Genomic DNA, 24,469 nt, shown 5'->3' with positions numbered 1-24,469 from the left:
GAGAACGCTCTCATGGCAACAACGCACGGTGAACAGTCCGCAACAATGAGGTCTCATACGACGACCGGTCGATTTTGTGCGGTGACCGGCATCACAGACTCGCCATCGTTTGACGGGAGCGCATTGTTGGGCTGATCCTGCTGAATGGCATTGCCCGCAAAACCCTTGCAGGCATAGCTTCGCGCTCATATGAGCACGCTCAAATGAGCGGCAGTCCCCCGCCCCAAAGCCTCAGGAGCCGACGTGAGGTCACCGAAAACCTCGTCCCGCTTCGCGGATACGTTCGCCAAACGTCCCGACGTCCCGCGGGTCACCCGAATGCCCGACCGGCGCGCCTGGTCGGCAACCCTTTTGGTGACCGGTTTCGTGGCTGGGATTGCGTTTACCGTATCGGCTTTACTGCAGCCCAGCGGCGGAAATTCACCTGTCTATGCGGCCGATCTGCCAGTGGTTGACCAGCGGACGACGCCGGCCGGCCTGCCCACTCCGGGCAAGTCGGTGACCACCGTGCTCAAGCCGGGGGTGACCGTAACGTTGCCGCCGGCAACCGTGACCGTTCCCGGTAAGAACACCACGATGGTCGTCACCGTCCCGGGGAAGAACCTGACCGCCACCGTCACCCTGCCGCCGGCCACCACCACCGCGACGGCGACCACGACGGCGACGACCACGGCCACCGCGACGACCACCACCAAGACGACCACCACGGTCAAGGTGCCTACCGGTGACAAGAGCAACGAGAGCCGCCCGCCCGCGCTCGGTGCGGCGCAGCAGCCGATGAAGCTGATGAGCGACGCGTCCAACCGCTGCATCGACGTCCAGGGCTCCGCCGACGGCGTCGGCCGCGACGGCACCCCGCTCCTGGCCTGGGACTGCACCGGAAACGCCAACCAGAGCTGGATTTTCCAGCCCGACAGCTCAGTCCGCTCGATGGGCCTCTGCATGGATCTGGCGAACGCCCAGAGCGCCGACGGCACCCGGGTTCAGCTCGCCAACTGCAACGGCGGCTGGGCGCAGAAGTTCCAGCTCACCGAGAAGCGTGAGCTGATGAACCCCAACACCCAAAAGTGCGTCACCGCCGACTCCGGCAACAACGGCGCCAGCCTCGTCCTCCGCCCCTGCGCCAACACCGCGGTGCAGAAGTGGCACAACAAGTGAACTAGAAGGCGTACGGGTACGGCGACCAGTCGGCGGGGCGCTTCTCCAGGAAGGAGTCGCGGCCCTCGGCGGCTTCGTCGGTGCCGTAGGTCAGGCGGGTCGCCTCGCCGGCGAACAGTTGCTGGCCGACCAGGCCGTCGTCGATCAGGTTGAAGGCGTACTTGAGCATTCGCTGAGCAGTCGGCGACTTCGCGCAGATCTTCTTACCCCACTCGAGCGCCACCGCTTCGAGCTCGGCGTGCGGGACGACCTTGTTCACCATGCCCATCCGGTAGGCGTCCTCGGCGGAGTACTCGTCACCGAGGAAGAAGATCTCCCGGGCGAACTTCTGGCCGACCTGCCGGGCCAGGTACGCCGAACCGAACCCGCCGTCGAACGACGCGACATCGGCGTCCGTCTGCTTGAACCGCGCGTGCTCGGCCGAGGCGAGCGTCAGGTCCGCGACGACGTGCAGGCTGTGCCCGCCGCCGGCGGCCCAGCCCGGGACGACGCAGATCACGACCTTGGACATGAACCGGATCAGCCGCTGCACCTCGAGGATGTGCAGCCGGCCGGCCTTCGCCGGATCGATGGACTCCGCGGTGGTGCCCTCGGCGTACTTGTAGCCGTCCTTGCCGCGGATCCGCTGGTCGCCGCCGGAGCAGAACGCCCAGCCGCCGTCCCGCGGTGAGGGGCCGTTACCGGTCAGCAGCACGCAGCCGACGTCACTCGACATCCGCGCGTGGTCGAGCACGCGGTACAACTCGTCGACCGTGTGCGGCCGGAACGCGTTGCGCACCTCGGGCCGGTTGAACGCGATCCGTACGACGCCCGCGTCAACTGCCCGGTGGTAGGTGATGTCGGTCAGCTCGAAGCCGTCGACCTGCTTCCAGGCGGACGGGTCGAAGATCTCGGAAACGGTCACCTGCCGAGCCTAGTTCAGGCCCTCGACTCAGGCGCGGGCGGTGCTTTCGCGCAGGACGACCTCGGCGCGGAAGGTCTCCGTGGTCGGCTCGCCGCCGTGGATGGCCAGCTCGAGCGCGCGCCGGCCCATCTGCTCCAACGGCAGCCGAACGGTCGTCAGACCGGGCCAGACGTCCCGCAGGGTGGCGATGTCGTCGAACCCGGCAACCCCCAGCTGCCCCGGTACGTCGACGCCGCGCTGGCGGAGCGCCGACATCGCGCCGACCGCCATCACGTCGTTCACCGCGAAAACGCAGTCCGCGCCGACACCACGATCCAGCAGCCGCTCGATCGCGGCGTGGCCGCCGTCCCGGGTGAAGTCGCCGCTCTCGATCGCCACCGGCTCAAGTCCGGAATCGGCCAGGCCGGCCAGGAATCCGTCCCGCCGGTCACGCGCCGTCGCGAGGGTGTCGGGCCCGCCGAGGACGGCGAACCTCCGCCAGCCGAGGCCGACCAGCTCGCGGGCGAGCGCGGCGGCGCCGGCCCGGTTGTCGGGCTCGATCGTGTGCGCCGGCATCCCGGACTGGCTGACCAGCGCGAGACCGGCGCCGGAGTTCAGGAACGAGCCCACTTCGGACGCCGTCCGGGCCAGGCTCTCGGCATCCGTCCGCCGGGAGCCGATCATCACCGCGGCGCGGGCGCGCTGGGCGCGCAGCGAGGCCAGGTAGGCGATCTCCCGCTCGGCGTCGCGGAACGTGCTGGCCAGCATCACCAGCAGGTTGCGCTCGTCGGCGGCGCGCATGACGCCGTTCGCGATCGCGGCGAAGTACGGGTCCTCGATGTCGTGGACGAGGATGCCGACCACGTTGGTGGACGACTTGGCCAGGGCCTGGGCCTGGGCGTTCGGCGTGTAGCCGAGCTCTTCGGCGGCTGCTTTGACGCGCTCCTGCAGCTCGGGCCGCGGGACGCGATCGCCGCCGTTCAGCACGCGCGAAGCGGTCGCTACCGACACACCCGCACGCTGTGCCACATCCAGTAATGTCACCGGTGCTCGCAGATTCACTGGCCTACCCTTTCGTACCTCTTCCCCCCGGGGCGGTGGCGGTCACCTTATCGGAATACCTTTGCCGTCACGCTGTGTGCCGGGCAAGTCGCGGTCAATCTGCTCAGAACCTGGCTTTGGCACCCGTCAGTGGCTAGCCTTCCCATCCATGACGACCGTCCGCGCCAGGGTGACGATCCTGGTCTCGTCCACCGCGCTCTGTTTCGGCGCCGCCGTGAGTACGGCGACGGCTGCCCCGATGCCGGACGGCCCGGGCGGCAGCCCATCCGCCGCGCCGGCCGCCGCCGTCCCGGAGAACGTCGACGTCCGTAGCCAGAGCACCAAACCGGTCTACGACTACAAGAACGCGATCCGCGAGTCCGTGTACGTCGACACCACGATGGACACCGACTCCGACGGCGCGGGCGACGTGATCGCCGTCGACATCGTGCGGCCGACCGAGACCGCGCTGGCCGGTCGCCGGATCCCCGTCATCATGGACGCCTCGCCGTACTTCTCCTGCTGCGGCCGCGGGAACGAGAGCGAGAAGAAGACCTACGACGAGGACGGCGTCATCAAGAAGATGCCGCTGTTCTACGACAACTACTTCGTCCCGCGCGGGTACGCCGTGGTCGGCGTCGACATCGTCGGCACCGGGCGCTCGACCGGCTGCGGCGACGTCGGCGGCAAGGACGAGATCGACTCGGTCGTCGCGGTGATCGACTGGCTGAACGGCCGCAACACCGCGCACACCGCGGACGGCGTCCCCGTTTCGGCGTCCTGGACGAACGGCGCCGTCGGCATGATCGGCAAGTCGTACGACGGCACGCTGGCCAACGGCGTGGCCGCGACCGGCGTCAAGGGCCTGAAGACGATCGTGCCGATCTCGGCGATCTCCTCGTGGTACGACTACACCCGTTCCGGCGGCGTGCCGTACAGCGACGACTACATGCCCTGGCTCGGTGGGTACGTCGGCCACGACACCCCCGCGTGCGACGCCGTCCGCGCGAAGCTGGGTGACAACGACGACGACGAGACCGGCGACTACACGAAGTTCTGGGCCGAGCGCGACTACGTCAAGGACGTCCGCAAGGTGAAGGCGTCGGTGTTCGTGGCGCACGGCCTGGCCGACTACAACGTGCAGACCAACCACTTCTCCCAGTGGTGGGACGCGCTCGCCAAGCGCGGCGTCCCACGGAAGATCTGGCTCGGCCTGGAGGACCACGTCGACCCGTTCGAGTTCCGCCGGGACGAGTGGGTCGACGAGCTGCACAAGTGGTTCGACTACTGGCTGCAGGGCCTGAAGAACAACGTCATGAAGGAGCCGATGGCGACGGTCGAGACCGCGCCGGACGTCTGGCAGAACTACCGCACCTGGCCGGCCACCAAGGCCGCGCTGCCGATCCCGCTGGCGGCCGGCAAACTCGGTGCCATTGGCAACGGGACGGTCACCGTCACCGACGACCCCGAGCTCACCGAGGACGACATCGTCGCGGACCCGACCACCGAGATCGCCGGCCGGCAGATGTTCCTCTCCGCCCCGCTCCCGACCGCGATCCGGGTCAGCGGTACCCCGACCGTGACGCTCCGCGTCAAGGCCGACTCGGCCACCACCCCGATCACCGCCCGCCTCGTCGAGTACGGCGACGCCCAGCGCTTCTCCGGTGTGCGTACCACCAAGGAGTTCGACTGCAACGGCGCCCAGACCGACTACGACGACGCCTGCTACTTCAAGATCCAGAAGCTCACCACCCGCTCCGACCACGGCATCGTCAGCCGCGGCTGGATCGACGCCGCCCACAGCAACTCCCTGAGCAAACCCAAACCGCTCACCCCCGGCCGCTGGACCACCGTCACCGTCCCGCTCCGCGCCCAGGACCAAGTCCTCCCCAAGGGCCGCATCCTCGGCCTCGCCGTCACCCTCTCCGACGCCGAATGGACCAGCCCCAACGACACCGGCGCCTCCATCGACATCGACCTCGCCGCCAGCCGCCTCAACCTCCCTCTCACCACCGGCAACCTGACGGCCCCCACCAAACAAACCCCCATCCAGGTCGACATCACCACCCCCACCCGCCGCCCCGACCTCCACGACCCGAAGAACTAGGACACGTCCAAGTCACCAGGCTTTCAGCAACGTGGCGCAGTGACGGCGTAGCTCAGGTAACGCCTGATCGGCGACGGCTTGGGCGCCTGGAGCGTCGGCGACGGTCCCGAGCGCCTTCTCGAAAGCGCTCGGGTACTGCTCGGCAAGATTGCGCGCCCGGCCGAGGAGTTGGGCCTCCGACAGCCCGAGGGTCGCTGCCGCCTTACCCCATTGACGTTCCCTGATCCGGCTGACGAGCCTTTCACCGCCGATCGACAACGCGATCCTCCGATCGACCGCGTCGCCGTCGTACGCGAGGCCGGTGGCGAGGTCGTAGAGCGGCGCGACCCAGCGTCCGCCGTCCGGAGCGAGTAGCAGCGAGATGTTCTTCGCGTGGCCGTCGGGGGCGCCGGCGACAAGGTTGATCAGAGCGAAATCGGCCAAGGCCAGCAAATCGTCGGACGGCGTGGTCGACTGGGTGCGAACGAGCCTGACCATATCTGCCAGGCCTGGCCCGCCGCGGCTCTCGTACTTCGACTCCGGAAGCCGGCCGAGCGCCTGGCAGAAGTCCTCCTGGTGGATGCGCGTGATCTCGTCGTCGCCGATGACGCGGTCGAACCGCTGGACGACGATCGCCCACTGATCCTCGAACCGCAGCAGTTGGCTGTCCGCGACGTCGACCGCCAGCTCAGCGGCGGCCGCCATGCTGACATGCTCGACCAGCGCCTGGTGCATGAGCGCCCGGATCCCCGGTTTGACGATGTGCGTGGTGGGCGCCGCGCCCTGCGCTTGGTACCACCGGTCCTCGATCAGGGTGAGCGCGAACTTCTCTTGCTGGCCGCTGAGCGACCAGTGCTCGTCGGGCATCGACCAGGACGCCGGCTGATCGGCCAGCCTGCGCAACCGCTGCGCGATCTGAGCTTCGTCGACGGAGACGAGCTCGCCGTCTCGGCGCCGCAGTTCGTCAACGCGATCGGGAGCGCAGAACTGCACCGCGCCCGGGCAGTCCCAGCCCATGACCGCGAGTACTCCGAAGAGGTCGTCGGCCGTGGTGTCGAGTCGATCCGCCCATCGAGCACGAGTCTGGTCGTTCTCCGGCAGGAGCCCACGGAGATACGGCTCGACCTGACGGGCCGGATGGGTGCGAGCTGCGATCGGTAGCCGTAGCGACAACGGAACGACGCCCGACTCGACGTACGTCGGCGCGTAAGTGAAGGTCGGCGCGTCGCCCCGGGCACGCCGGTCGAGGTGGCCGATGACCTCGCCGTACAGGAGGACAGCCAGTCGGTCGCTCATGCCCCGGACCTCAACTCACCGGGTTCGCCCCAGGCACGACGGCGGTCGGCCATTTTCGCCTGATGACTGCTCCGGAGCTGCTCGGAACCCCGTCGGCCACCGGCGCGCTCCGACGTCCGCAGGAACAGCGTCAGACCGAGGACATCCAAGAGCCGCAGAACCTGCTCGAGCTCCGCGCCTCGATGCCCGGCCTCGACTCTGGCCAGCCAGGAACGGGAGACCTGCGCGCGTGCAGCGGCCTCGGTTTGGCTCAGTCCGAGCCGTTGCCGTTGATCCCGAACGACCGAGCCGAGTTTCGACCAGTCCCCGATCGCCAAGTCCGCCACGGCATTTCCTTGTCCTCGTTCGAAGACATCTTCTCAATGTCCTCGTTCGAAGACAAGCCATCACTGTCTTCGTTCGAGGACACCCTTCCCGCCGATTGTTGTTATTGCGGAGTACTCCGCAGTGTGTAGTAGTGTGGGTGGGAGAGCACCGGGAGGGCGGTCTGAGGGGCCCGTCCTTCCGGTGCAGTCGAGGAGGAACAGGATGGATACGAGCCAGCTGCTCAAAGGGGTGCTGGATTTGGCGGTGCTCGCGGTGCTGCGAGATGCCGACGGATATGGGTACGACGTGTTGCGGCGGCTGCGGGCCGCGGGGCTCGAGGATGTCGCGGACGCCTCGGTGTACGGGACGCTGCGGCGGCTGTTCGCGGCCGGGGCGCTGACGTCGTACGTGCAGCCCAGCGAGGAGGGGCCGCACCGGAAGTACTACGGACTCAACAAGACTGGGCACGACCTGCTGGCGCAGTCCACCCGGACCTGGACCAACTTCGCCGACATCATGTCGGTTCTGCTGCTGACCAAGGAGGAGGCCGCGTGAACAGCACACTGACCGGAGCGGTCGCGACGTACCTGGCCCAGGTGCGCGCTGAGCTGAGCGATCTCCCGCCCGGCGAGCTGGCCGACGTCCTGGACGACGTGACCGGTCATCTGACCGAGGTCGCGGCCGAGTTCGATGGTGAGCCGAGCAGCGCAGCGCTGCAGGAGCGGCTGGGCACGCCGCGGCAGTACGCCGACGAACTGCGGAACGCGGCCGGTTACCCACCCCGCACCGCGCCGGCGGCGACGGTCAAGCACCCCGGTAAGGCCGCGCTGCGGTGGGGGATCATCGCCGCCACGGTGGGCCCGTTCTTCGTCGCGATCGCGATCTTCGCCGGCGCGGAGGAGGTCGGCGCGTTCTTCGTGTTCATCGGTTTCGCGGTGCTCTTCCTCGCCGCCTGGCTCGGTGTCCGGGCGCTCCGCGGTCAGGATCCGGCCGTCGTCCTCGACACCCCGCGGGGCGCCAAGGGCGAGGCGCTGATCCGGGACATGGTTGCCCAGATCCCACCGAAGCTTCGCCAGGAGCTGGTCACGATCGGCCAACCGGTGTGGTGGGTGCTGCGTGGCGCGGTCGGCGCCGGTGGATTCTTCCTGCTGTTCGGAGCCGGCGCGGTCGCCGCCGTCGCCGCGATTGTCGGCGCGATCGTGTCGGTCTGGATCGCCCGTCGGGCGCAGCAGGATCGGCGCTGGCTCTGGTACGTCGTCCCGCTCAACGTGGTCGCCGCCGTCGCCGTACCGGCCGTCCTGTCGGCCGCCTACCTGGGCGCGTCGTTCGGTGTCTTCAGCAACGGATACCCCTCGTCGTCGTCGAGCCACACGCCGAACGACGGGCTGCGGCTCAACGGTATGCAGATCACCAACATCTATCCGTTCGATGCCCAGGGCAAGCAAACCTCGGTGCTGCTGTACGACCAGAACGGCGAGCCGATCCGCATCGACTCCCGGGAGAACTGCGACTGGGTGCAAGGCACCAACAGTCACATCGAGAACCAGTTCCCGTACGGCGTGATCCCGCCCGACGCGCTCGTCGATTCCGCGGACAACTGCCGGGAAACCACCGTGGCGCCGTTCACTCCGCCGCCCATCGTGTTCCAGACGCCGACTCCGCCGCCTGCCTCGCCGACACCGACGCCAAGTGCGAAGGTGACGCCGCCGCCGGCGTCCGGTAAGCCGAGTGCGACGCTGACTGTTCAGCCGAGCCGGTAGGGCTCTGATGGTCGGGCGCGACGACGGTCGCGCTCGGCCGTCAGTCTTTTAGTCGGCGCGTTGCAGGGCGTACGGGACGAGGTGGCGGTACCCGCGGACGGAAACCCGGCGCAACCGATGCAGGTGGTACGCCTCGTGCCCGTCAAGGGCCGCCGCGACCTCACGGTCGGCGAGCACGCGGCCCGGTTTGCACTCGGAGGTAAGGCGGGCGGCGATGTTGACCACCTCGCCGTAAACGTCGCCGAGGCGAATCAGGATGCTGCCGTAGGCGAGCCCGATCCGCAGCTCGGGCAGGTCGCCGGCCGTGCGAACGGCGTCCTGTAGCGCGAGCGCGACGGCCGCACCCTGGGCCGCGGTGTCGGTGACGAACAGGACCTCGTCGCCGATCGACTTGATCACCCGGCCGCCGTTGAGGGCGACGACGTCCGCGGCCATTCCTTCGAAGCGCTCGATCAGCTGGCCGAGCTCGGTCTCGGTCAGGCGGCGGGTCAGGCGGGTGTAGCTGACGATATCCGCGAACCCGACCGCCCGGATCCCGCGCGCGAGCTCGTCGGAGCCGGCTACCGCACGCCCGGCCGCGGCGGCCAGATGCCGCCGCCAGACGTAGTTCTGCAGCCGCTCCATCGCGGGCAGCAGCAGCCCGGCGACCTCGATCGCCTCGTCGGCCGACAGCTTCGACGACCCGGCCAGGAACTCCAGGAACATCGCCGACTGCCAGGACGCCAGGCGCGACTGGGTCTGCCCCAGTTTGCGCGCCAGCGACGACTCCATGGCCGGGTCGATGAAGTCGTCGTCCTCGAGCGCCGCCACCAGCCGGAGCGCCTCGACGTCGCCGTCGGTGAAGGCGATCTCGTCGTCCGGCACGGTCGCGAACCCCAGCGCGTGCCACATCCGCTCGGCGCGGGCGCTGGAGATACCTGCTCGCTCGGACACCTGGATCCGAGTGAACTTCCGCTCGCCGCCGAGCAGCGTGCGCTCGAACTCCGCTTGCAGGGCGGCCAGATCCGGCGCCGGGGCCGGCTCGTCGTCGCCGGCGTTACTTGGCACCGCGGCGCTCGGCGATGGTGGCGTCGATGGCGTCGCGGAAGGCGGGCAGGCGATTCGTCAGGTCGGCGAACTTCTCCCGGGTGAAATGCAGCAGCTGCAGCCGCGACTTCGCGGTGACGGTTGCCGTGCGCAACGTGTTCTTCCGGACGCCGACCTCACCGGCGATATCCCCCGGCCCGAGCTCGGCGATCTCCTCGCCCTTGACCCGCACCGCCGCCGTCCCGCTGAGGATCAGGTACGCCGCGTCCGGCGGCGTCTGCTCGAGGATCAGCGACCAGCCGGCCGGTACCGAGACCTCCTCGCCGGCCTTGAAGATGTCCCGGATATCGCGTCCGGACAGATCCGCGAACAGCGGCAGGTCCCGTGGAGAAGTCCTACCCAGTGCCACGTCGATCCTCCGAGCCCGCCGGGCCACCCCGGCGATCAGCCGATGTTTCCAGTCAGTAACTCTAACGGCTCCACCTTGCGGTCACCAGCATGCCCCACGCGACCGTCGACGTCGCGAACGACAGGACGTAGTCGGGTACATACATCCACCCGCACGCCGGAGACACCCCACCCGGGCCGCCGATCCGGCGACTACCTCCTGTCCCTAGCGACGGCCTTCCGCCATTGCCTCACCTTCGCCTGGACCCAAAGGTGGCGGGAAATCGATTTCCGGGATCGTCATGCGCTGGCTAGTGGTTCTGCCCGTGGTTCTGATCGCCGGGCTCGCGGCTGGAGGGCCAAGTCGAGCTGCTGCGGAGGCGGAGGCGGCGCCGGGGGGACGGCCGCGGCTGGTCACCCCGGGAGCAGGCGGCGGCGCCGATCGCGAACGGCCCGATCTCCGAGGTCTCCGTGCCGTGGAACGCCTACCTGGGCAAGTGGTTGATGCTTTACCTCGACGAGGAGCGCGGGGCCGTCGTCCTGTGGACGGCGAAGTCGCTGACCGGCTCGTGGAGCCCAGCACAGATCGTTGCCCGCGGCACCGACTACCCAGGGCTCTACGGGACCTACCTGCACCCGTGGTCGACCGGCTCCGACCTCTACTTCACCATGTCGCAATGGGATCCGTACAACGTGTTCCTGATGCGCACGAAGCTCACCCGCTGATTCAGGGCAGGCGTTGACCGCGCATCTGCGGTGAGGCGTAGACATTGCTGATGCGGACGCCGTCGAGCCAGGCGGTGAGCCGGTCCGCTTCGGCGTCCAGGAGTTTGCGGGCATGGGCGTCGACGTCCGCGTGGATGATCAGGCGGACGGGCGCGGCCGGGTCGTCGGCGTCCTGGACCCAGCAGCCGACGATGCGGCCGTTCCACCAGGCCGTCGTCCCGCCGTTGCCGTTGGTGTCGAAGAGGAACGGTTTGTCGGCGGGATCGAGGTAGAAGTCGCGTTCCTTCCAGCCCATCACGGTCGGGTCGAGGGCGGGCAGGAGAGCCGCCCAGGGCTCGACCTCGGGCGTCTCGGCGTCATCGCCGGGGAGGACCCAGCCGGTGCCGTTGTCGATGGACACCTCGACGGCGTTCAGGTCGGCGAGGGCTCGGCGTACGGCGGTCTTCGTCGAACCTAGCCACCAGACGATGTCGGCCTCGGTGCCGGGGCCGAACGTGGCGAGCCAGCGGCGGATGAGCTCGGTGTATCCGGCCGTCTCGTCGAGCGGCTCGACGTCCTTCAGCCAGTGCTCGGTGGTGGTCCAGGCAGGTTTGTTGAGGCGCCAGTGGCCGGCGTTGGCCGCGCGCATCAGCCGGCCCTCGGCGCCGAGCAGCGTCAGGACGACCGGGCCGACTGGGGTCGCGCCGCTCCATTTGGTGCCTTCGCCGCCGTAGCTGACCCGGCCGTCGAGCGCCGGGACATGGTCGCGGATCTCGCGGGCCGTCCGGGCGACGCCGTCCGAGAGCAGCTCGGTCACCTGCTCGGCCGCGGTGTCGAGCCAGGTCTGGATGGCGGCGCCGTCCGCGATCCCGGCGTCCGTCAGCATCTTGGTCAGCTGCGTTCGGGTCTGGACGGCGACTCGCTTCGACGCGCTCCCCCACGCGGCCGGCACCAGGTCGCGCGGGAAGACGAAGAGGGTGCGGCGCATCGCCATCTGCTTGATCAGCGTGCGATCGGCGTACAGGGCCTGCTCGACGTCGTCGACGCTCACCCCGGCGACGCGCGCCCACAACGACAGGTGCACGGACGCCGACTCGGTCGCGTGCAGCACCGTCATGGCGCGGGTCGCGTCCTCCACCGTCGCGAAGGGTTGGGCGAGCCCATGGCGGACGGCGAGTCGGCGGCGGCGTTCGGCATCGGTGAGGTGCGGCACGCCGTCATCCTGTCAGGTACGGCGGCTCCGGCGGGAGGTCCCGCTCCGCCGCCGGATCGGACGACGGGGCCCGACCAGCCGCGGCCCGGCCAACCGGTCTTCGAGTTTGCGGGCCTCGCGGCGGATCGGCTGCGCGACGTACTCACCGAGGATGACGCCGGACGCGATGGCGATCGAGATCGCGACCGCCGTGGCCAGGCTGACGATCCCGATCAGGTTGCCGAGGCCGGCGAACTCGTACAGGCCCTTGTAGATGGTCAGGCCCGGCAGCAGCGGCACCGTCCCCGACACGACCACCACCAACGGCGGTACGCCGAACCGGCGTCCGAGCGAGTAACTCCCGAACCCGATCGTGAACGCCGCCGCCGCGGTCGACCAGGCCGGCCCGAACTCGGCCCGCGTCATCAACGTGAACACCAGCGACCCGGCGCCGCCGATCACCGCAACCGGGATCAGCGACCGCAACGGCGCGTACGACGCATACGCGAACGCGACCGCCATCAACGCGCCGGCCCCGGTCATGATCGGCAGATTCGCCGTCTGGATCGTCTGGGCCTCGATACCGACGTGCAACCCGAGTTTGATCCCGATCGCCAGGCCGAGGCTCACCCCGGCGATGATCCCGCCGGTCAGCAGCATGGCCTCCAGGCTGCGCGCGGCCGCCGTCACGTAGTACCCCGTGATCGCATCCTGCACCGCACCGGTCAACGCGATCCCGGCCAGCAACATAATGATGCCCGCGGCAACCACCAACGAAGGCTTCACCGGCGCATGCACGGCGTACAACACCAACGCCACCGCCGTCGCCACGAACGCCCCCGCCACCTGCTGATAGAACGCCGGCAACCGCTGCCGATTGAACCACCGATTACTCAACTCGATCACCACAGCGGTCACCACCGCCACCAACGTGATCAGCCAACCGCCCCCGAGCAACAACGTCGCCCCACCAGCCATCACCCCCCAAGCCAGCACCGCCGTCCACCGCGGATAAGGCGGCCCCGCCGACGTCAACCGAGCCAACTCCCGACTCGCCTCGTCCCGCGTCACCTCCCCCCGCGCAAACCGCCGCACCAGCCGATCCACCTCACTCAACCGACTGAAATCCTGCGACCGATACCGCACCACCCGCATATGCGTCTCCGGCGCCGCATCCGGCGATGCCTGATAAGAGATCGCAATCGACGTAAAGGTGATATCCACCTCACACCCCCGCAACCCCCCAGCCGCCGTCACCCCCAAAATCGTCGCCGTGGCATCCGCCGTCCCAGCCCCACTCGACAACAACACCTCCCCCACCCGCAACGCCAAATCCAACGTCCGATAAACCTCCCGCTGCTCCCTCAACCCGTCCACCCCACCAGCACACCACACCCACCCCACAGACCCGCGGACCCCTCCGGGGTTGTCGCCCGAGACGCGGCTCGCTCAGTAGAGCTCGCACTCCCAGGGCTCAAAGTCCTGCTGACCGGCCGGGAGTTCTCCTGTGCAGGCCTGCTAGAGCCAGGCGGCGAAACGACGCACCGCTCCCGACGCGCCGTGACCAAGCCCAACAGCCATATGGAGACCCTTCTTCGCGACGCAGTCCTCCCGGTCCAGCGTCGCATGAGCCTGTGCAGTCCAAATGTCAAAAGCTGCAACTCGGGAAATATGCCTGCCGCGAACTCTCGACATCCGGCAGGATTGGCCGGTATTTCACGAGCGTTGGGGGGCAGGACGGATGGGCGGCGAGAAGCTGCGCACGACAGAGGTGGACGGTGTACCGGTCTACTGGTTGCCTGGTCCCGGCACGCTTCGGGCCAACCTGTGGTTCCGGGCCGGCATGGCGGACGAGCCGCTCCCGGCCCACGGCTGGCTGCATCTGCTGGAGCACCTGGCGCTGCACGGGCGGCATTCGATCCGGACGCCTGTCAACGGTCAGGTCAGCCTGCTGCACACCGCGTTCGACGTGGAGGGTGAGCCTGACGCCGTGGTCGCGCACCTGCGGGACCTCTGCCGTTGGCTGAGCGATCCGGTCTTCTCCGACCTCGACCACGAGCGCCGAGTCCTGCGGGCCGAGAGCTCGCGGCGCGGCAGCAGTGTCGTGGGCAGCCACCTGCTCTGGCGGTACGGCGCACGCGGACCAGGCCTCGCCGGGTACGACGAGCTGGGCCTCTACACCGCCGAGCCGGACGGGCTGCGTGAGCTCGCCGCGCGGGCGTATGCCCAGGGCAACGCAGTGCTCGCCTTGTCGGGGCCGCCGCCCGCCGGGCTCGAGCTGCCGCTGCGGCCGGGTCCTCGGATGGTTCCGGCGCGATCCGTCCAGTGCGACCAGCCGCTGCCTGGGGGCTTCGCGGGGCAGCCCGCTGCGATCGCGCTGTCCGGCACGGCCGTCCGATCGACTGCGGCCGGTGCGATGCTGCGTGCTTTTGAGCGAGGTCTGCAGGGCGGGCTCCGACACAAGTCCGGCGTTGGCTACAGCGCATGGTCGTCGTACGAGGTGGTCGACGCCGACCGGGCAATGCTGACCGTCGGGATGGACGTGCTCCCGGAGGCGGTCCGGTCCGCGGTCAGCGAGTCCATCGGCGTACTTCGCAGGATGCGCGACCACGGTCCCGATCCGGTCGAGCTGCGCGACGACCTCGATGCCCAGATCCGTCAGTTCGGCACGCAGCCCGCACACCAGTGGCTCCCGTTCCTGGCCGCCCGGGACGCGCTGCTCGGGACGCCAGTGACGCACAGCGTCGACGAGCTGGCCGCTGAGACAGACGCAGTGACCGTGACACACGTGCGCGAGGCCGCCATGTCGGTCTGGCGCGATCTGCTCGTGTCCGTCGATCCAAGAGCTGGCGGCGACCCGCAGCTGACCTGGCTGAGCGATCCACCGGCTGGAGACAAGCCCACGGACGGCCGGCGGTTCCGGCCGATCCACCCGGAGCCCAAGACCGCGTTGATTGTCGGGGCGTCCGGCGTACATCGGGAGACGGCCGACGGGCGCACGTCCACGCCGTACGACGAGGTCGCCGGCATGATCAGCTACGGCGACGGCGGCCGGCAGTTGATCCGGCACGACGGCTACCAGGTGCAGGTCGAGCCGACGTTCTGGCGCCGCGGCGCGCAGGCGGTCGCGCTGCTCGACTCGGCGATCCCTGCTGCGCTGCACATCCGCCTGCCGGAGCGGCCGAAGGACCAGATCCCACGGTTCAAGGTCCGCCGGATCGACACGATCCGGGCCTGGCTCGACCAACCGATCGTCTGGGTCCCGTTCTTGGTGCTCGTCATCATCGGTCTCGTGCTGACCGTCGCACCCGACGAAATCGCCTCCCTGGCCCAACGCGCCATACCGATCGCTCTCGCCATCGCGGTCATCACCTTCGTCCGAGGACTCAGGAGCAAGAAGTGAAGCTGATCCGACGGGTGGGGTCGTCGCCTGCGATCGATCCGTGTATGGGCGACCCGGTCGCACAGTCGTTCTGCGCCGCGCTGGCCCGCCGCGACTGGCCAACCGCCCGCCAGATCCTCCTCGACACCGATCACCCGGACGACCGCTGCTTCCTCCTCGACGCCTGCGGCTCCGTTCCCGACGTCCAGGACTGGATCGGCCCGCTCACCGCGGACCCGTTGGCGCAATTGGTCCGCGGCTGCCACGCCGTCGCGTGGGCCTGGGATGCACGCGGCCGCCGGCAAGCGCGGTACACCGGAGCCGACAAGTTCCAGCTCTTCTTCGAACGACTCCGCCTCGCCGAGAGCAGCCTGTACGACGTCGTCGCGGCGAACCCGGACGAGGTCGCAGCCTGGGCCTTCCTCGTCCGAACCGCTCGCGGCCTGCAACTCGGCCTCGAAGACGGCGAGTTCCGTTTCCAGCAAGCGATCTCCCGACATGCCACCAACCTCAAGGCGCACGCCGAATGGCTGCAGACCTGTTGCCAGAAGTGGGGAGGCACCCATGACCGAATGTTCCACCTGGCCCACTCCGCAGCCGCAGCAGCGCCGGACGGCAACATGCTGCATGCCCTGATCCCACTCGCCCATCTTGAGCTGATGATCGATCTCGACGTCAACGAGGCGCTGCACCACATGAACCGACCCGACGTCCGGTCAGAGCTCCGCGCAGCCGCCGACCGCTCCGTCCTCCACCCAGCCGCCGACCTCCGACCCGGCTGGCCCCTCTACTACAACACCTTCGCACTGGCCTTCACCAAGGCCGCAGACCACCCCGCCGCAGCAGCCGTCTTCTCCAGACTCGGCGACCACGTCACCGAGCACCCCTGGCAGTACGTCGCCCTCAGCCCAGCCAGAGCCTTCCGCAAAGCCCGAGCAACCCACCTCAAACAAAACTGAGCTCCCGACCAACCACCCCGCATGCTAATCTCGAATTCGCAGGCGCGGGTTCATCCCGGTCGTAGGGCGCAACGGCACTCAGCCGAAAGGGCAAGGCCCACCTACTTCACCGAAGAGGGAGCGCCATGCCCAAGCTGGAAACCTACAAAAAACAAGCCAAGCTACTCGTCCGCTGGCACCGCGACCGGAACTTCTCCATCGGCGGCCGCATCCGCCAACTCCCGCGCTACCAAACCCTGTCGGACCGCGAAGCCCTCGCCCTGAAGTTCCCCCTCACCGAAGCCCAAGAAATCATCGCCCTAGAAGCAGGCTTCCCCACCTGGGCCGCCCTCAAAGCAAGCACCGAGGCCACCCCACCCACCCCCGGCCAGCCTGTCGAGCCGGCACCCGCCACCGCCAAACCAGTCCTGTACGTCGCCGACGTCAACGCCGCAGCCACCTTCTACCAAGACCAACTCGGCTTCCACATCGACTGGCTTCACGGCAACCCACCCTTCTACGGCTCAGTCACCCGCAACGGCGCAACCCTCCACCTAAAGCTCGTCCACGAGCCGATATTCGCAGCCGGCGCCCTCGAACAAGAAGGCCTCATCATGGCCTTCATCGAGACCCCGAATGTCCGCCAGCTCTACGCCGAATACCTGACCACCAACGCCGAAATCGTCCAAAAGCTAACCAAACAAGCCTGGGGCGGCACCGACTTCATCCTCCGCGACCCAGACGGCAACACCCTCGCCTTCGCCGGCTAACTGCTGGCACCCGAAGCGATTCGCATCCCTAACCTTCTGATCCGTAGGACCCTGCAATCAAGCATCAGTAGCGTGTCTGTGCGTTGGCTGTTTCAGTGCCGTTGGCGGATGAACGCTCCTACGCAGGGGCCGTTGGGGTCAGACTGGGGTCACGTCGGACCGTCTCATTACGAGTGCCGCGACTTGCGTCCACAGAGGTCCTAGCCACCTGCGATCGCGCGGCACGAGCCAAGCCGCGATCCACCGACGTCCACAACTGCCCAGCCCGTTGTTAGCAGATCTGTTAGCAGTACAGCAGGCTCATCGTCCCCTGTTGACTCCCCCGACACGGCTAGGCGGATGACGGCACCGCCAGCCTGAGCTGATACTAGCTCGATGCCGCCACCAGACTTCTGGACCACCAGCGCTCAGACCATGCCGGTACTCGCATTGGCGCTTGTAGTCGAGGCGAGGGTAATCGTCCGAGGATGGGTGCCTGGCCGCGACCGCCTCTTCAAGAGTATCCAAGGCTTCTTATGGGCCTTCTCGCTGCTGTCGTACGCGTTTGCAACACCTGCTTGTCTTCGTGCATTGGCTGGCAAATCCGTCTGGTCCGGCTGGCCACTAGTGATCGAGCAGGGCATCCAGGTTGGGATTGCCACACTCGTCGTTGCTCCTGCATTGGAACTTCTCGTACGGGCGAATGCTCGCGCCATCGCACAGATGTCCCCCCACAACCTCCTGGGTTACTGGATAGCTGTGACCTCTCGCGTTCGATTCGCGCCGAAGGTACGCCGCATCCGAAAGAAGATGCGGCCGCTCCATAGATGGTGCACCGCGACTCTGGCGAAGCTCGACACATGGGAAGCAGCGCTGCTTCAGCAGGATGAATCTCAGATCCGCCAAACCAAACTAGACAAGATTCGCGCACTGCGGCCAGAGATTGCGAGGCTCACAGACCTCGCTCAAGACCAGGTGAGGGAGCTGGACGCGGTAATCGTGACCTTTCGTTCCAACATGTCGGAGTTCCGCACCCGCCGCCGGGTACTGCTCGCAGCGGCGGAGAAGTCGCTAGAGAGCTGGGCGATGGCGCAGAAGGCCATGCCGTCAGATCCTCCGGATGCCACGCACGCATCTCCCCCGTAGCGATAGCGCACTGCCTCCTCCACATACCCCTGATCCCGTCGTACCCTCGAACGCGTGTCCGTGATGGAGTTCATCGTTGCGATGTTCCAAGCGCTCGCTTGGCCGGTCGCCCTTCTAGTGGTTGCACTGTTGTTCCGCACGAAGTTGATCGAACTGCTCTCCAGTGATGTCAAGCGATTGCGAGCGGGACCGGTCGAGCTTGAGTGGGAGAGGCAGCTCGTTGAAACACGAGTCCAGTTGGACTACCCACAGGTCCGGCAGACAAAGCCCATGCAGCACCCAGGCGAGATGTTCACCGCGCCCCACTCGCCGGAAGAGCGAGTGGTCATGGCATACGACCACATCCGTGAATCGCTGCGCGCCAAGCTGGAGGGGCTCGAAGACCCGCACGACCTCTTGATGAGTCCACCCGGCCTTGCACGCACGGCTGCCAAACACGGCTTGGTGCCGAACGAGATCGTCCGAGCCGTCGAAGGGCTAGCAATCTTGTACGAGCTAGCTCGGAACGGCCGCGATGGCCACGGAATCGGCGCCGAGAAGGCTGCAGAATACGAGGCCCTCGCAAGCGCTGTGGTCTTCGCGATCGGTCCTGATGACTCTGCGCCCAAACCTGCCCCGTCCTCCTGATAGCTGCCACCCAAGGTCAGCGCGGCGCGGGTCAGGAGGCGGCTTGCCGATCCCGTAGGGACGCCATCGGCGCTCTTGATGCGTGTCGTGGTGGCCGTACGATCGAGCGACCAGGGGGACGCGGCCAACCCGCCGGCCTTGCCGACATCGTCGCTGACTGGCTGGTCGACGGCGTGCCCGATTGAGGATCGACGATCCGAAGATGGTGCGCGCGGTGGAGGGCGTCGGCCGGAGGTCGTAAGCCCGGGCGGCGCTGCGCGCCGCTTGCGGCGCGCCTTGATTCTTAAGAGGTCAATCCGGCAGACAGGACGCGGTTGATCGACGAGCTCGGCCAGGCTGATGTTGGGCCGTAGTGTGCGATGCTCGCTCAGGTGCGTCGGATAGCGTCGAGCTGCCGCCTCATTGACACGATTTCGTCGACTGTGCTGCCTGACACGGCGCTGATCTCGACTTGGTCCCAGATGTTGGTTGCGTAGTGTTCGATGGTGACGAGTGCGGCCCGTACGGTGTCGAGTTCCTCAGGAGTGAAGGTCACCCGTTCTTGATCGTCGATCTCCATGCCGCGACTCTAGCCGCGGTGGGTCGTCGTCGTGTTGCGGACGGGCTATCAGCTGACCCATCCGCTACCACTACATCTCTTGCAGGGTTCATGTTCAGGCTCGGTGACTACCTTGCCGTCCTTGATACGAGTCTTCTGTACGACGGTCCAGCCGTTGCCTCCGCAGGCGGGGCAGGGCTGTCGTGAAGGCTGCGGGCTTTCGGGCATGGGTGTCCGTTCGGTGGGTCGAGATATAGCCGCGCCCTTGCCCAGAGGTGTGAGGACGTGGCCAGGGCAAGGGCGCGGGGTGGTGGGCGTGACCGGCGTGGATGCAGGGATCGCCGCGCCGGCCTCGCCGATTTAGGGAGTGGTGGCGGGGATGACTCGGCCTCCGATGAGGTGTTCTAGGCGGTTCTTGTCCTCAACACTCCGCCGAGGCAGGGAACTGGTGGCTCAGAACGAAAACTTTCGTTGCATGTAGAGGCCCGCTGGATACTGGACGATTCGACCCGCGAATCGAGTGCGGGGTCGGCCGGGGCGCGCCAGAGCCAAGCGCGCGCCCGGAGGGCGGGTGGGGCCGCGCGCCAGCGCGGGAGGTTCGCGCGGAAGCGCGACGTCCGCTGCGGTAGCCCGGTGGTTCGTGCGGTACGTGGAGACCGGCGCCGTAGCGCCGCGGTCGGGCGGCAGCCCGTTGGTAGCGCGGCTGCGCAAGGTCCGGGGCGCCAGTCCGGCGGGAGCGCGGGCCGCGGTAGCGGCTGGTCCGGGCGGTGGCACGGTGGAGCGGGCGGTAGCTCGCACCACGGCGCGATAAGCGACGCGTTCGGGCGGCGAACCCCGGGAAGCGCGGCAGCGCGGAGCCGGCGGGGCAGCCCGGTGGGGCGCGCTAGCGCACGTTCGGGCGGTAGCACGGTGGGGCGCGCGGTTGCGGGAGGAGCGCGCGGAGCACGCACCTTCGACGGGCGGGTGGGAGCGGCGCGAGCGGGGCGACGGAGGAGCCTCGCGTAGGCGGCGCGTGGGGCGACCACATTCATCCGACAACAGGTTTCTCTGCTGGGGGTCGGCGTACGCGAGCTTCCGTCGTACGGCTGGTCTGTTCGAGGTAGTCGCCGTCCGGCCGCTCCTAGTCGCTCACCTGTCCCCCGCCTCTTCCCCTTGCTCGGGATGTTTGGGAACGTTTTCGGGGAATCGCTTTCCGTTTTGGGTTGACTGGGGGTGGGGGAGCTTTTAGGGTTGCGTCACGCCTTGGAAAGCCCTTTCCAAGGGTGAGTAGGGAGGCGTGGGACGTGAGTGAGCGACGGGTCGGGATCGTGATGAACGGTGTGACCGGGCGGATGGGGTTGCGGCAGCATCTGGAGCGGTCGATCGTGGCGATCCGGGAGCAGGGTGGGATCGCGGCGGCGGATGGGACGTTGATTGTTCCGGATCCGATTTTGGTCGGGCGGAACGAGTTGAAGTTGCGGCGGATCGGGGAGAAGTACGGGATCAGCCGGTGGACGACGGATGTCGCGGAGGCGTTGGCGGAGCCGGATGTGGAGATCTACTTCGACTCGCAGTTGACGCAGTTGCGGGAGAAGGGCGTGCGGGCGGCGGTGGAGGCTGGGAAGGCTGTCTACTGCGAGAAGCCGATTGCCGACAGTCTTGAGGCTGCGGTGGATCTGGCGAAGCTGGTGCGTGATTCGGGGCTGAAGAACGGGGTGGTGCAGGACAAGCTGTCGCTGCCGGGGCTGCGGAAGTTGAAGCGGCTGGTGGACGGCGGGTTCTTCGGCAAGATTTTGTCGGTGCGCGGCGAGTTCGGGTACTGGGTGTTCGAGGGCGACTGGCAGGAGGCGCAGCGCCCGTCGTGGAACTACAAGTCCGAAGAGGGCGGCGGGATCATTGTCGACATGTTCTGCCACTGGCGGTACGTGCTCGATCAGATTTTCGGTGAGGTGAAGTCGGTCTACTGCCAGGGCGCGACGCACATCCCGGCGCGGTGGGACGAGCAGGGCAGCGAGTACGCCGCGACGGCGGACGACGCGGCGTACGGCGTGTTCGAGCTGGACGGCGGGATCATCGCGCAGCTCAACTCGTCATGGACGACGCGGGTGTTCCGGGACGAGCTGGTGGAGTTCCAGGTCGATGGGACCGAGGGGTCGGCCGTGGCCGGGCTGCGGAACTGTCGGGTGCAGCACCGGTCGGCGACGCCGAAGCCGGTGTGGAACCCGGATATCCCGGCGACCGAGAACTTCCGGGAGCAGTGGGCCGAGGTGCCGGACAACGAGACGTTCGACAACGGGTTCAAGGTGCAGTGGGAGATGTTCCTGCGGCACATCGTGGACGACGCTCCGTTCACGTGGGACTTCGTCGAGGGCGCCAAGGGCGTGCAGCTGGCCGAGCTCGGCCTGCAGTCGTGGCGTGAGGGTCGCAAGCTCGAGGTGCCCGCGCTCGACCTCGGGGCCAACTGATGGAGCTGAAACTGCCGGTTGCCGGTCGAGTCGCCGGCCCTCCGGCCGGTTCCACGACCGGCGGTGGGGTGGAGAGCCAGCGCGGCGGGCTTGAGACGTATCGCTTGACCGGTACGCCGGTTGCGGCCGGCTCTTATGCGCCGGCGAAGTCGCGGCTGGCGTTTGCGGCGGCTCATGTGGTGGCGGATCCGACTGGGGACAACTCGCCGGGTGCGCCGGCGGTGGTCGATTGGGAGCACACGCTCCAGTTCCGGCATCACCTGTGGGAGCTGGGGTTGTCGGTGGCCGAGGCCATGGACACGGCTCAGCGTGGGATGGGGCTGGACTGGGCGGCGACACAGGAGCTGATCAGGCGGTCCGTGGCCGAGGCGCCGGACGGGCGGATCGCGGTCGGTGTCGGCACCGATCAACTTGCCCCCGGCAACCATTCGCTCGATGACGTGGCCGGCGCGTACGAGGAGCAGCTGGAGGCCTCCCAAGGCGCACAGCCGATCCTGATGGCCAGTCGCGCGTTGTGCGCGACCGCCAGCGGCCCGGACGACTACCGCAAGGTGTACGACCGGCTGCTCGGGCAGTCCGAAAGGCCCGTCATCCTGCACTGGCTCGGCTCGATGTTCGACCCGGCGCTCGAGGGCTACTGGGGTGAGCAGGACGTCGACAAGGCGGCGGACGTCGTCGTCCAGCTGATCAACGACAACGTGCAGCAGGTCGACGGGATCAAGGTGTCACTCCTGGACGCCGAGAAGGAGGTTGCCCTCCGCAAGCGACTGCCCGAGGGCGTGCGGCTCTACACCGGCGACGACTTCAACTACCCCGAGCTGATCCGCGGTGACGGCGACAAGTACAGCGACGCCCTGCTCGGCATCTTCGCCGCGATCGCCCCCGCGGCCGCGGCCGCCCTGAAGGCGCTGGACGACGGTGACGACGCGACGTACGAGCGGGTGTTCGCACCGACCGTCCCGCTGGCCCGGCAGATCTTCTCCAAGCCGACCTACTACTACAAGACCGGAATCGCCTTCCTGGCTTGGCTGAACGGGCACCAGCCCGGTTTCACGATGGTCGGCGGGCTGCAGACCGGGCGGGCGTTGCCGCATCTCGCGGACACGTTCCGGCTGGCCGACCAGGCCGGTGTCCTCACCGATCCGGAGCTGGCCGTGGAGCGTTTCCGCCAGCTGCTCAAGGTCGGCGGGATCGACGCGTGAACCGCTACAGCCTGAACCAGGCGACCACGAAGTACTGGCCGCTCGAGGACGTCGTTGCCGCCAGCGCCAAAGCCGAGCTGGAGTGGATCGGCCTGTGGCGCGAGCCGATCCAGGAGTACGGCGTCGAGAAGGCGGCCAAGCTGGTCGCGGACGCCGGGCTCAAGGTGTCGTCCCTGTGTCGCGGTGGATTCTTCACCGCGACCGACCCCGCCGAGCGGCAGGCCAAGATCGAGGACAACCGGCGCGCGATCGACGAGGCAGCCACGGTCGGCACCGACGTCCTCGTGCTGGTCAGCGGCGGCATCCCCAAGGGATCGCGTGATATCGACGGCGCCCGCGGCATGATCCGCGACGGCCTGGCCGAGCTGGCGCCGTACGCCGAGGAGCGTGGCGTCAAGCTGGCCATCGAGGCGCTGCACCCGATGTTCGCCTCGGACCGCTGCGTCGTCTCGTCCCTCCAAGGCGCGCTCGACCTCGCCGAGCACTTCCCGGCGAGCCAGGTCGGCGTGATCGTCGACGCCTACCACCTGTGGTGGGACGCCGATGTCTACCGGCAGATCGCGCGGGCCGGTGAGCGGATCGTGTCGTACCAGGTCAGCGATTGGACCGTCCCGCTCCCGGTCGACAACCTGCTCGGCCGCGGCATGATGGGCGACGGCGTGATTGAACTGCGCCGGCTCCGGGAAGCGTGTGACGACGCCGGGTACACCGGCCCGATCGAGGTCGAGATCTTCAATCAGGAACTGTGGGACGCGCCGGGTCAGAAAGTCTTCGACCTCGCGTACGCCCGCTACCAGGAGCACGTCGTCTAGCCCTGAGGAGCCGAAGTTATGACCATCCCCGCCGACGGTATCGGTATGCACCTTTACACCATGCGGGACGTGTTGGCCGAGGACTATCCAGGGACGTTGAAGCGGCTGGCCGATATCGGCTACCGCACGGTCGGCGTGAGCGGCCGGTTCGACCACAGCGCGGCGGAGATCCGTGGATTCGCGGACGACGCCGGGCTGCGGATCGTGCTCGAACACGTCGGCTACGCGCGGATGGCCGACGACTGGTCGACGGCGCTGGACGACGTCCGCACCCTGGGCGCGCAGTGGATCGTCGTCCCCTCGATCCCGGAGGCGCAGCGCAACCTGGCCGGGTTCAAGCAGGCGGCGGCCGCGTTCACCGAGGCCGGCAAGGCCGCGCGGGACGCCGGGCTGAAACTGCTCTTCCACAACCACGGCTTCGACTTCGCCGAGGAGGACGGCACGGTCCTGTACGACGTCCTCCTGGACGTCGACCCGGAGCTGCTCGGCTTCGAGCTGGACCTGTACTGGGCGGTCGACGGCGGCCACGACCCGGCCAAGCTGTTCCAGGACCACCCGGGCCGCTTCCCCGCGCTGCACGTGAAGGACATGGCTGCGGACGGCTCCTGGGAGGACGTCGGCGCCGGCAAACTCGACTTCGCGGCGATGTTCGCGCACGCGGAGTCGGGCGGCGTCGAGCAGTACCTCGTCGAGCACGACAAGCCGACCGATTCGTGGGCCTCGGCCGAGCGCAGCTACCGAGGTCTGACCGAGATTTAGCACTGCCCTGTGGATACAGCTGCTCACGGTTG

General features: G+C 67.9%; 23 protein-coding genes. 14 read left to right on the top strand and 9 right to left on the bottom strand.

All coding sequences use genetic code 11. The features are described from left to right. The first annotated feature begins 447 nt into the window (after window positions 1-447). Window positions 448-1,158: a ricin-type beta-trefoil lectin domain protein gene (locus HPO96_RS39645; RefSeq protein WP_171674599.1), complete on the top strand. Its 711-nt coding sequence runs from the start codon at window positions 448-450 to the stop codon at window positions 1,156-1,158. Between the two features lies 1 nt (window position 1,159). Here the strand turns inward: HPO96_RS39645 and HPO96_RS18060 are convergent, their stop codons facing one another. Both HPO96_RS18060 and HPO96_RS18055 read right to left on the bottom strand, forming a co-directional pair. Then, window positions 1,160-2,062: a 1,4-dihydroxy-2-naphthoyl-CoA synthase gene (locus tag HPO96_RS18060; RefSeq protein WP_171674598.1), complete on the bottom strand. Its 903-nt coding sequence runs from the start codon at window positions 2,060-2,062 to the stop codon at window positions 1,160-1,162. 27 nt (window positions 2,063-2,089) lie between these two features. Continuing rightward, on the bottom strand, window positions 2,090-3,070 hold the full coding sequence (locus HPO96_RS18055; RefSeq protein ID WP_337796691.1) for a LacI family DNA-binding transcriptional regulator: 981 nt from the start codon (window positions 3,068-3,070) through the stop codon (window positions 2,090-2,092). A gap of 181 nt (window positions 3,071-3,251) precedes the next feature. On the opposite strand from HPO96_RS18055, the gene HPO96_RS18050 reads away from it, so the two are divergent. Continuing rightward, window positions 3,252-5,189, top strand: a complete 1,938-nt coding sequence (locus tag HPO96_RS18050; protein ID WP_171674596.1) for a Xaa-Pro dipeptidyl-peptidase — start codon at window positions 3,252-3,254, stop codon at window positions 5,187-5,189. Between the two features lie 12 nt (window positions 5,190-5,201). On the opposite strand, the gene HPO96_RS18045 is transcribed toward HPO96_RS18050, so the two are convergent. Next, window positions 5,202-6,464: a type II toxin-antitoxin system HipA family toxin gene (locus HPO96_RS18045; RefSeq protein WP_171674595.1), complete on the bottom strand. Its 1,263-nt coding sequence runs from the start codon at window positions 6,462-6,464 to the stop codon at window positions 5,202-5,204. Then, entirely contained in the window at window positions 6,461-6,790 is a 330-nt protein-coding gene (locus tag HPO96_RS39900; RefSeq protein WP_171674594.1) for a helix-turn-helix domain-containing protein, read from the bottom strand. The genes HPO96_RS18045 and HPO96_RS39900 overlap by 4 nt, the downstream gene beginning before the upstream one ends. 202 nt (window positions 6,791-6,992) lie before the next feature. Between HPO96_RS39900 and HPO96_RS18035 the strand changes: the two genes are divergently transcribed. Both HPO96_RS18035 and HPO96_RS18030 read left to right on the top strand, forming a co-directional pair. Continuing rightward, window positions 6,993-7,325 (top strand): PadR family transcriptional regulator, encoded by a 333-nt coding sequence (locus tag HPO96_RS18035; protein WP_171674593.1) that lies wholly within the window; start codon window positions 6,993-6,995, stop codon window positions 7,323-7,325. Next, window positions 7,322-8,530, top strand: coding sequence for an HAAS signaling domain-containing protein (locus HPO96_RS18030; protein WP_171674592.1), 1,209 nt, complete (start codon window positions 7,322-7,324; stop codon window positions 8,528-8,530). The genes HPO96_RS18035 and HPO96_RS18030 overlap by 4 nt, the downstream gene beginning before the upstream one ends. Before the next feature lie 48 nt (window positions 8,531-8,578). On the opposite strand, the gene HPO96_RS18025 is transcribed toward HPO96_RS18030, so the two are convergent. Together HPO96_RS18025 and HPO96_RS18020 are read right to left on the bottom strand one after the other, a co-directional pair. After that, the gene (locus HPO96_RS18025; RefSeq protein ID WP_337796690.1) at window positions 8,579-9,577 is read right to left on the bottom strand and encodes an adenylate/guanylate cyclase domain-containing protein; all 999 of its coding nucleotides are present in this window, start codon (window positions 9,575-9,577) and stop codon (window positions 8,579-8,581) included. Then, complete coding sequence (locus HPO96_RS18020; protein WP_171674591.1) at window positions 9,567-9,965, bottom strand: cyclic nucleotide-binding domain-containing protein; 399 nt, start codon at window positions 9,963-9,965, stop codon at window positions 9,567-9,569. The genes HPO96_RS18025 and HPO96_RS18020 overlap by 11 nt, the downstream gene beginning before the upstream one ends. Before the next feature lie 329 nt (window positions 9,966-10,294). On the opposite strand from HPO96_RS18020, the gene HPO96_RS18015 reads away from it, so the two are divergent. After that, the gene (locus tag HPO96_RS18015; protein ID WP_171674671.1) at window positions 10,295-10,669 is read left to right on the top strand and encodes a DUF4185 domain-containing protein; all 375 of its coding nucleotides are present in this window, start codon (window positions 10,295-10,297) and stop codon (window positions 10,667-10,669) included. A 1-nt stretch (window position 10,670) separates the two neighbouring features. Here HPO96_RS18015 and HPO96_RS18010 read toward each other — a convergent pair whose 3' ends face one another. Beyond that, window positions 10,671-11,861 carry a DNA glycosylase AlkZ-like family protein gene (locus HPO96_RS18010; RefSeq protein WP_171674590.1) on the bottom strand — a complete coding sequence of 397 codons (1,191 nt, stop codon included), beginning with the start codon at window positions 11,859-11,861 and terminating at the stop codon, window positions 10,671-10,673. 12 nt (window positions 11,862-11,873) lie between these two features. Further along, window positions 11,874-13,217, bottom strand: coding sequence for a threonine/serine exporter family protein (locus tag HPO96_RS39120; RefSeq protein WP_337796689.1), 1,344 nt, complete (start codon window positions 13,215-13,217; stop codon window positions 11,874-11,876). Between the two features lie 364 nt (window positions 13,218-13,581). Here HPO96_RS39120 and HPO96_RS18000 point away from each other — a divergent pair, with 364 nt between their 5' ends. From HPO96_RS18000 to HPO96_RS17980, 5 genes are all read left to right on the top strand, one after another. Continuing rightward, window positions 13,582-15,243: a peptidase M16 family protein gene (locus HPO96_RS18000; protein WP_171674589.1), complete on the top strand. Its 1,662-nt coding sequence runs from the start codon at window positions 13,582-13,584 to the stop codon at window positions 15,241-15,243. Further along, the gene (locus tag HPO96_RS17995) at window positions 15,240-16,181 is read left to right on the top strand and encodes a hypothetical protein (protein ID WP_171674588.1); all 942 of its coding nucleotides are present in this window, start codon (window positions 15,240-15,242) and stop codon (window positions 16,179-16,181) included. Before HPO96_RS18000 ends, HPO96_RS17995 begins: the two co-directional genes overlap by 4 nt. 125 nt (window positions 16,182-16,306) lie before the next feature. After that, complete coding sequence (locus HPO96_RS17990; protein ID WP_171674587.1) at window positions 16,307-16,930, top strand: glyoxalase superfamily protein; 624 nt, start codon at window positions 16,307-16,309, stop codon at window positions 16,928-16,930. A gap of 375 nt (window positions 16,931-17,305) precedes the next feature. Next, complete coding sequence (locus HPO96_RS17985; protein ID WP_171674586.1) at window positions 17,306-18,055, top strand: hypothetical protein; 750 nt, start codon at window positions 17,306-17,308, stop codon at window positions 18,053-18,055. Window positions 18,056-18,109: 54 nt separating this feature from the next. Next, window positions 18,110-18,682 (top strand): hypothetical protein, encoded by a 573-nt coding sequence (locus HPO96_RS17980; protein ID WP_171674585.1) that lies wholly within the window; start codon window positions 18,110-18,112, stop codon window positions 18,680-18,682. Between the two features lie 367 nt (window positions 18,683-19,049). On the opposite strand, the gene HPO96_RS17975 is transcribed toward HPO96_RS17980, so the two are convergent. Further along, a complete protein-coding gene (locus HPO96_RS17975; RefSeq protein ID WP_171674584.1) occupies window positions 19,050-19,241 on the bottom strand; it encodes a hypothetical protein in 192 nt (63 codons plus the stop codon). 1,262 nt (window positions 19,242-20,503) lie between these two features. Here HPO96_RS17975 and HPO96_RS17970 point away from each other — a divergent pair. Genes HPO96_RS17970 through HPO96_RS17955 form a run of 4 tightly spaced genes read left to right on the top strand, consistent with a single transcriptional unit; the run spans window position 20,504 to window position 24,437 of the window. Further along, a complete protein-coding gene (locus tag HPO96_RS17970) occupies window positions 20,504-21,664 on the top strand; it encodes a Gfo/Idh/MocA family protein (protein WP_171674583.1) in 1,161 nt (386 codons plus the stop codon). Next, window positions 21,664-22,866 carry a dihydrodipicolinate synthase family protein gene (locus HPO96_RS17965; protein WP_171674582.1) on the top strand — a complete coding sequence of 401 codons (1,203 nt, stop codon included), beginning with the start codon at window positions 21,664-21,666 and terminating at the stop codon, window positions 22,864-22,866. Before HPO96_RS17970 ends, HPO96_RS17965 begins: the two co-directional genes overlap by 1 nt. Then, window positions 22,863-23,678 (top strand): TIM barrel protein, encoded by an 816-nt coding sequence (locus tag HPO96_RS17960; protein ID WP_171674581.1) that lies wholly within the window; start codon window positions 22,863-22,865, stop codon window positions 23,676-23,678. The genes HPO96_RS17965 and HPO96_RS17960 overlap by 4 nt, the downstream gene beginning before the upstream one ends. Window positions 23,679-23,696: 18 nt before the next feature. Beyond that, window positions 23,697-24,437, top strand: coding sequence for a sugar phosphate isomerase/epimerase family protein (locus tag HPO96_RS17955; RefSeq protein WP_171674580.1), 741 nt, complete (start codon window positions 23,697-23,699; stop codon window positions 24,435-24,437). The last annotated feature ends 32 nt before the right edge of the window (window positions 24,438-24,469 follow it).

Source organism: Kribbella sandramycini, assembly GCF_013131805.1.
In the GTDB taxonomy this organism is placed as follows: domain Bacteria; phylum Actinomycetota; class Actinomycetes; order Propionibacteriales; family Kribbellaceae; genus Kribbella; species Kribbella sandramycini.
Note: the sequence above shows the minus strand (reverse complement) of the source record. Positions and strands in the feature narration are given on the sequence as shown.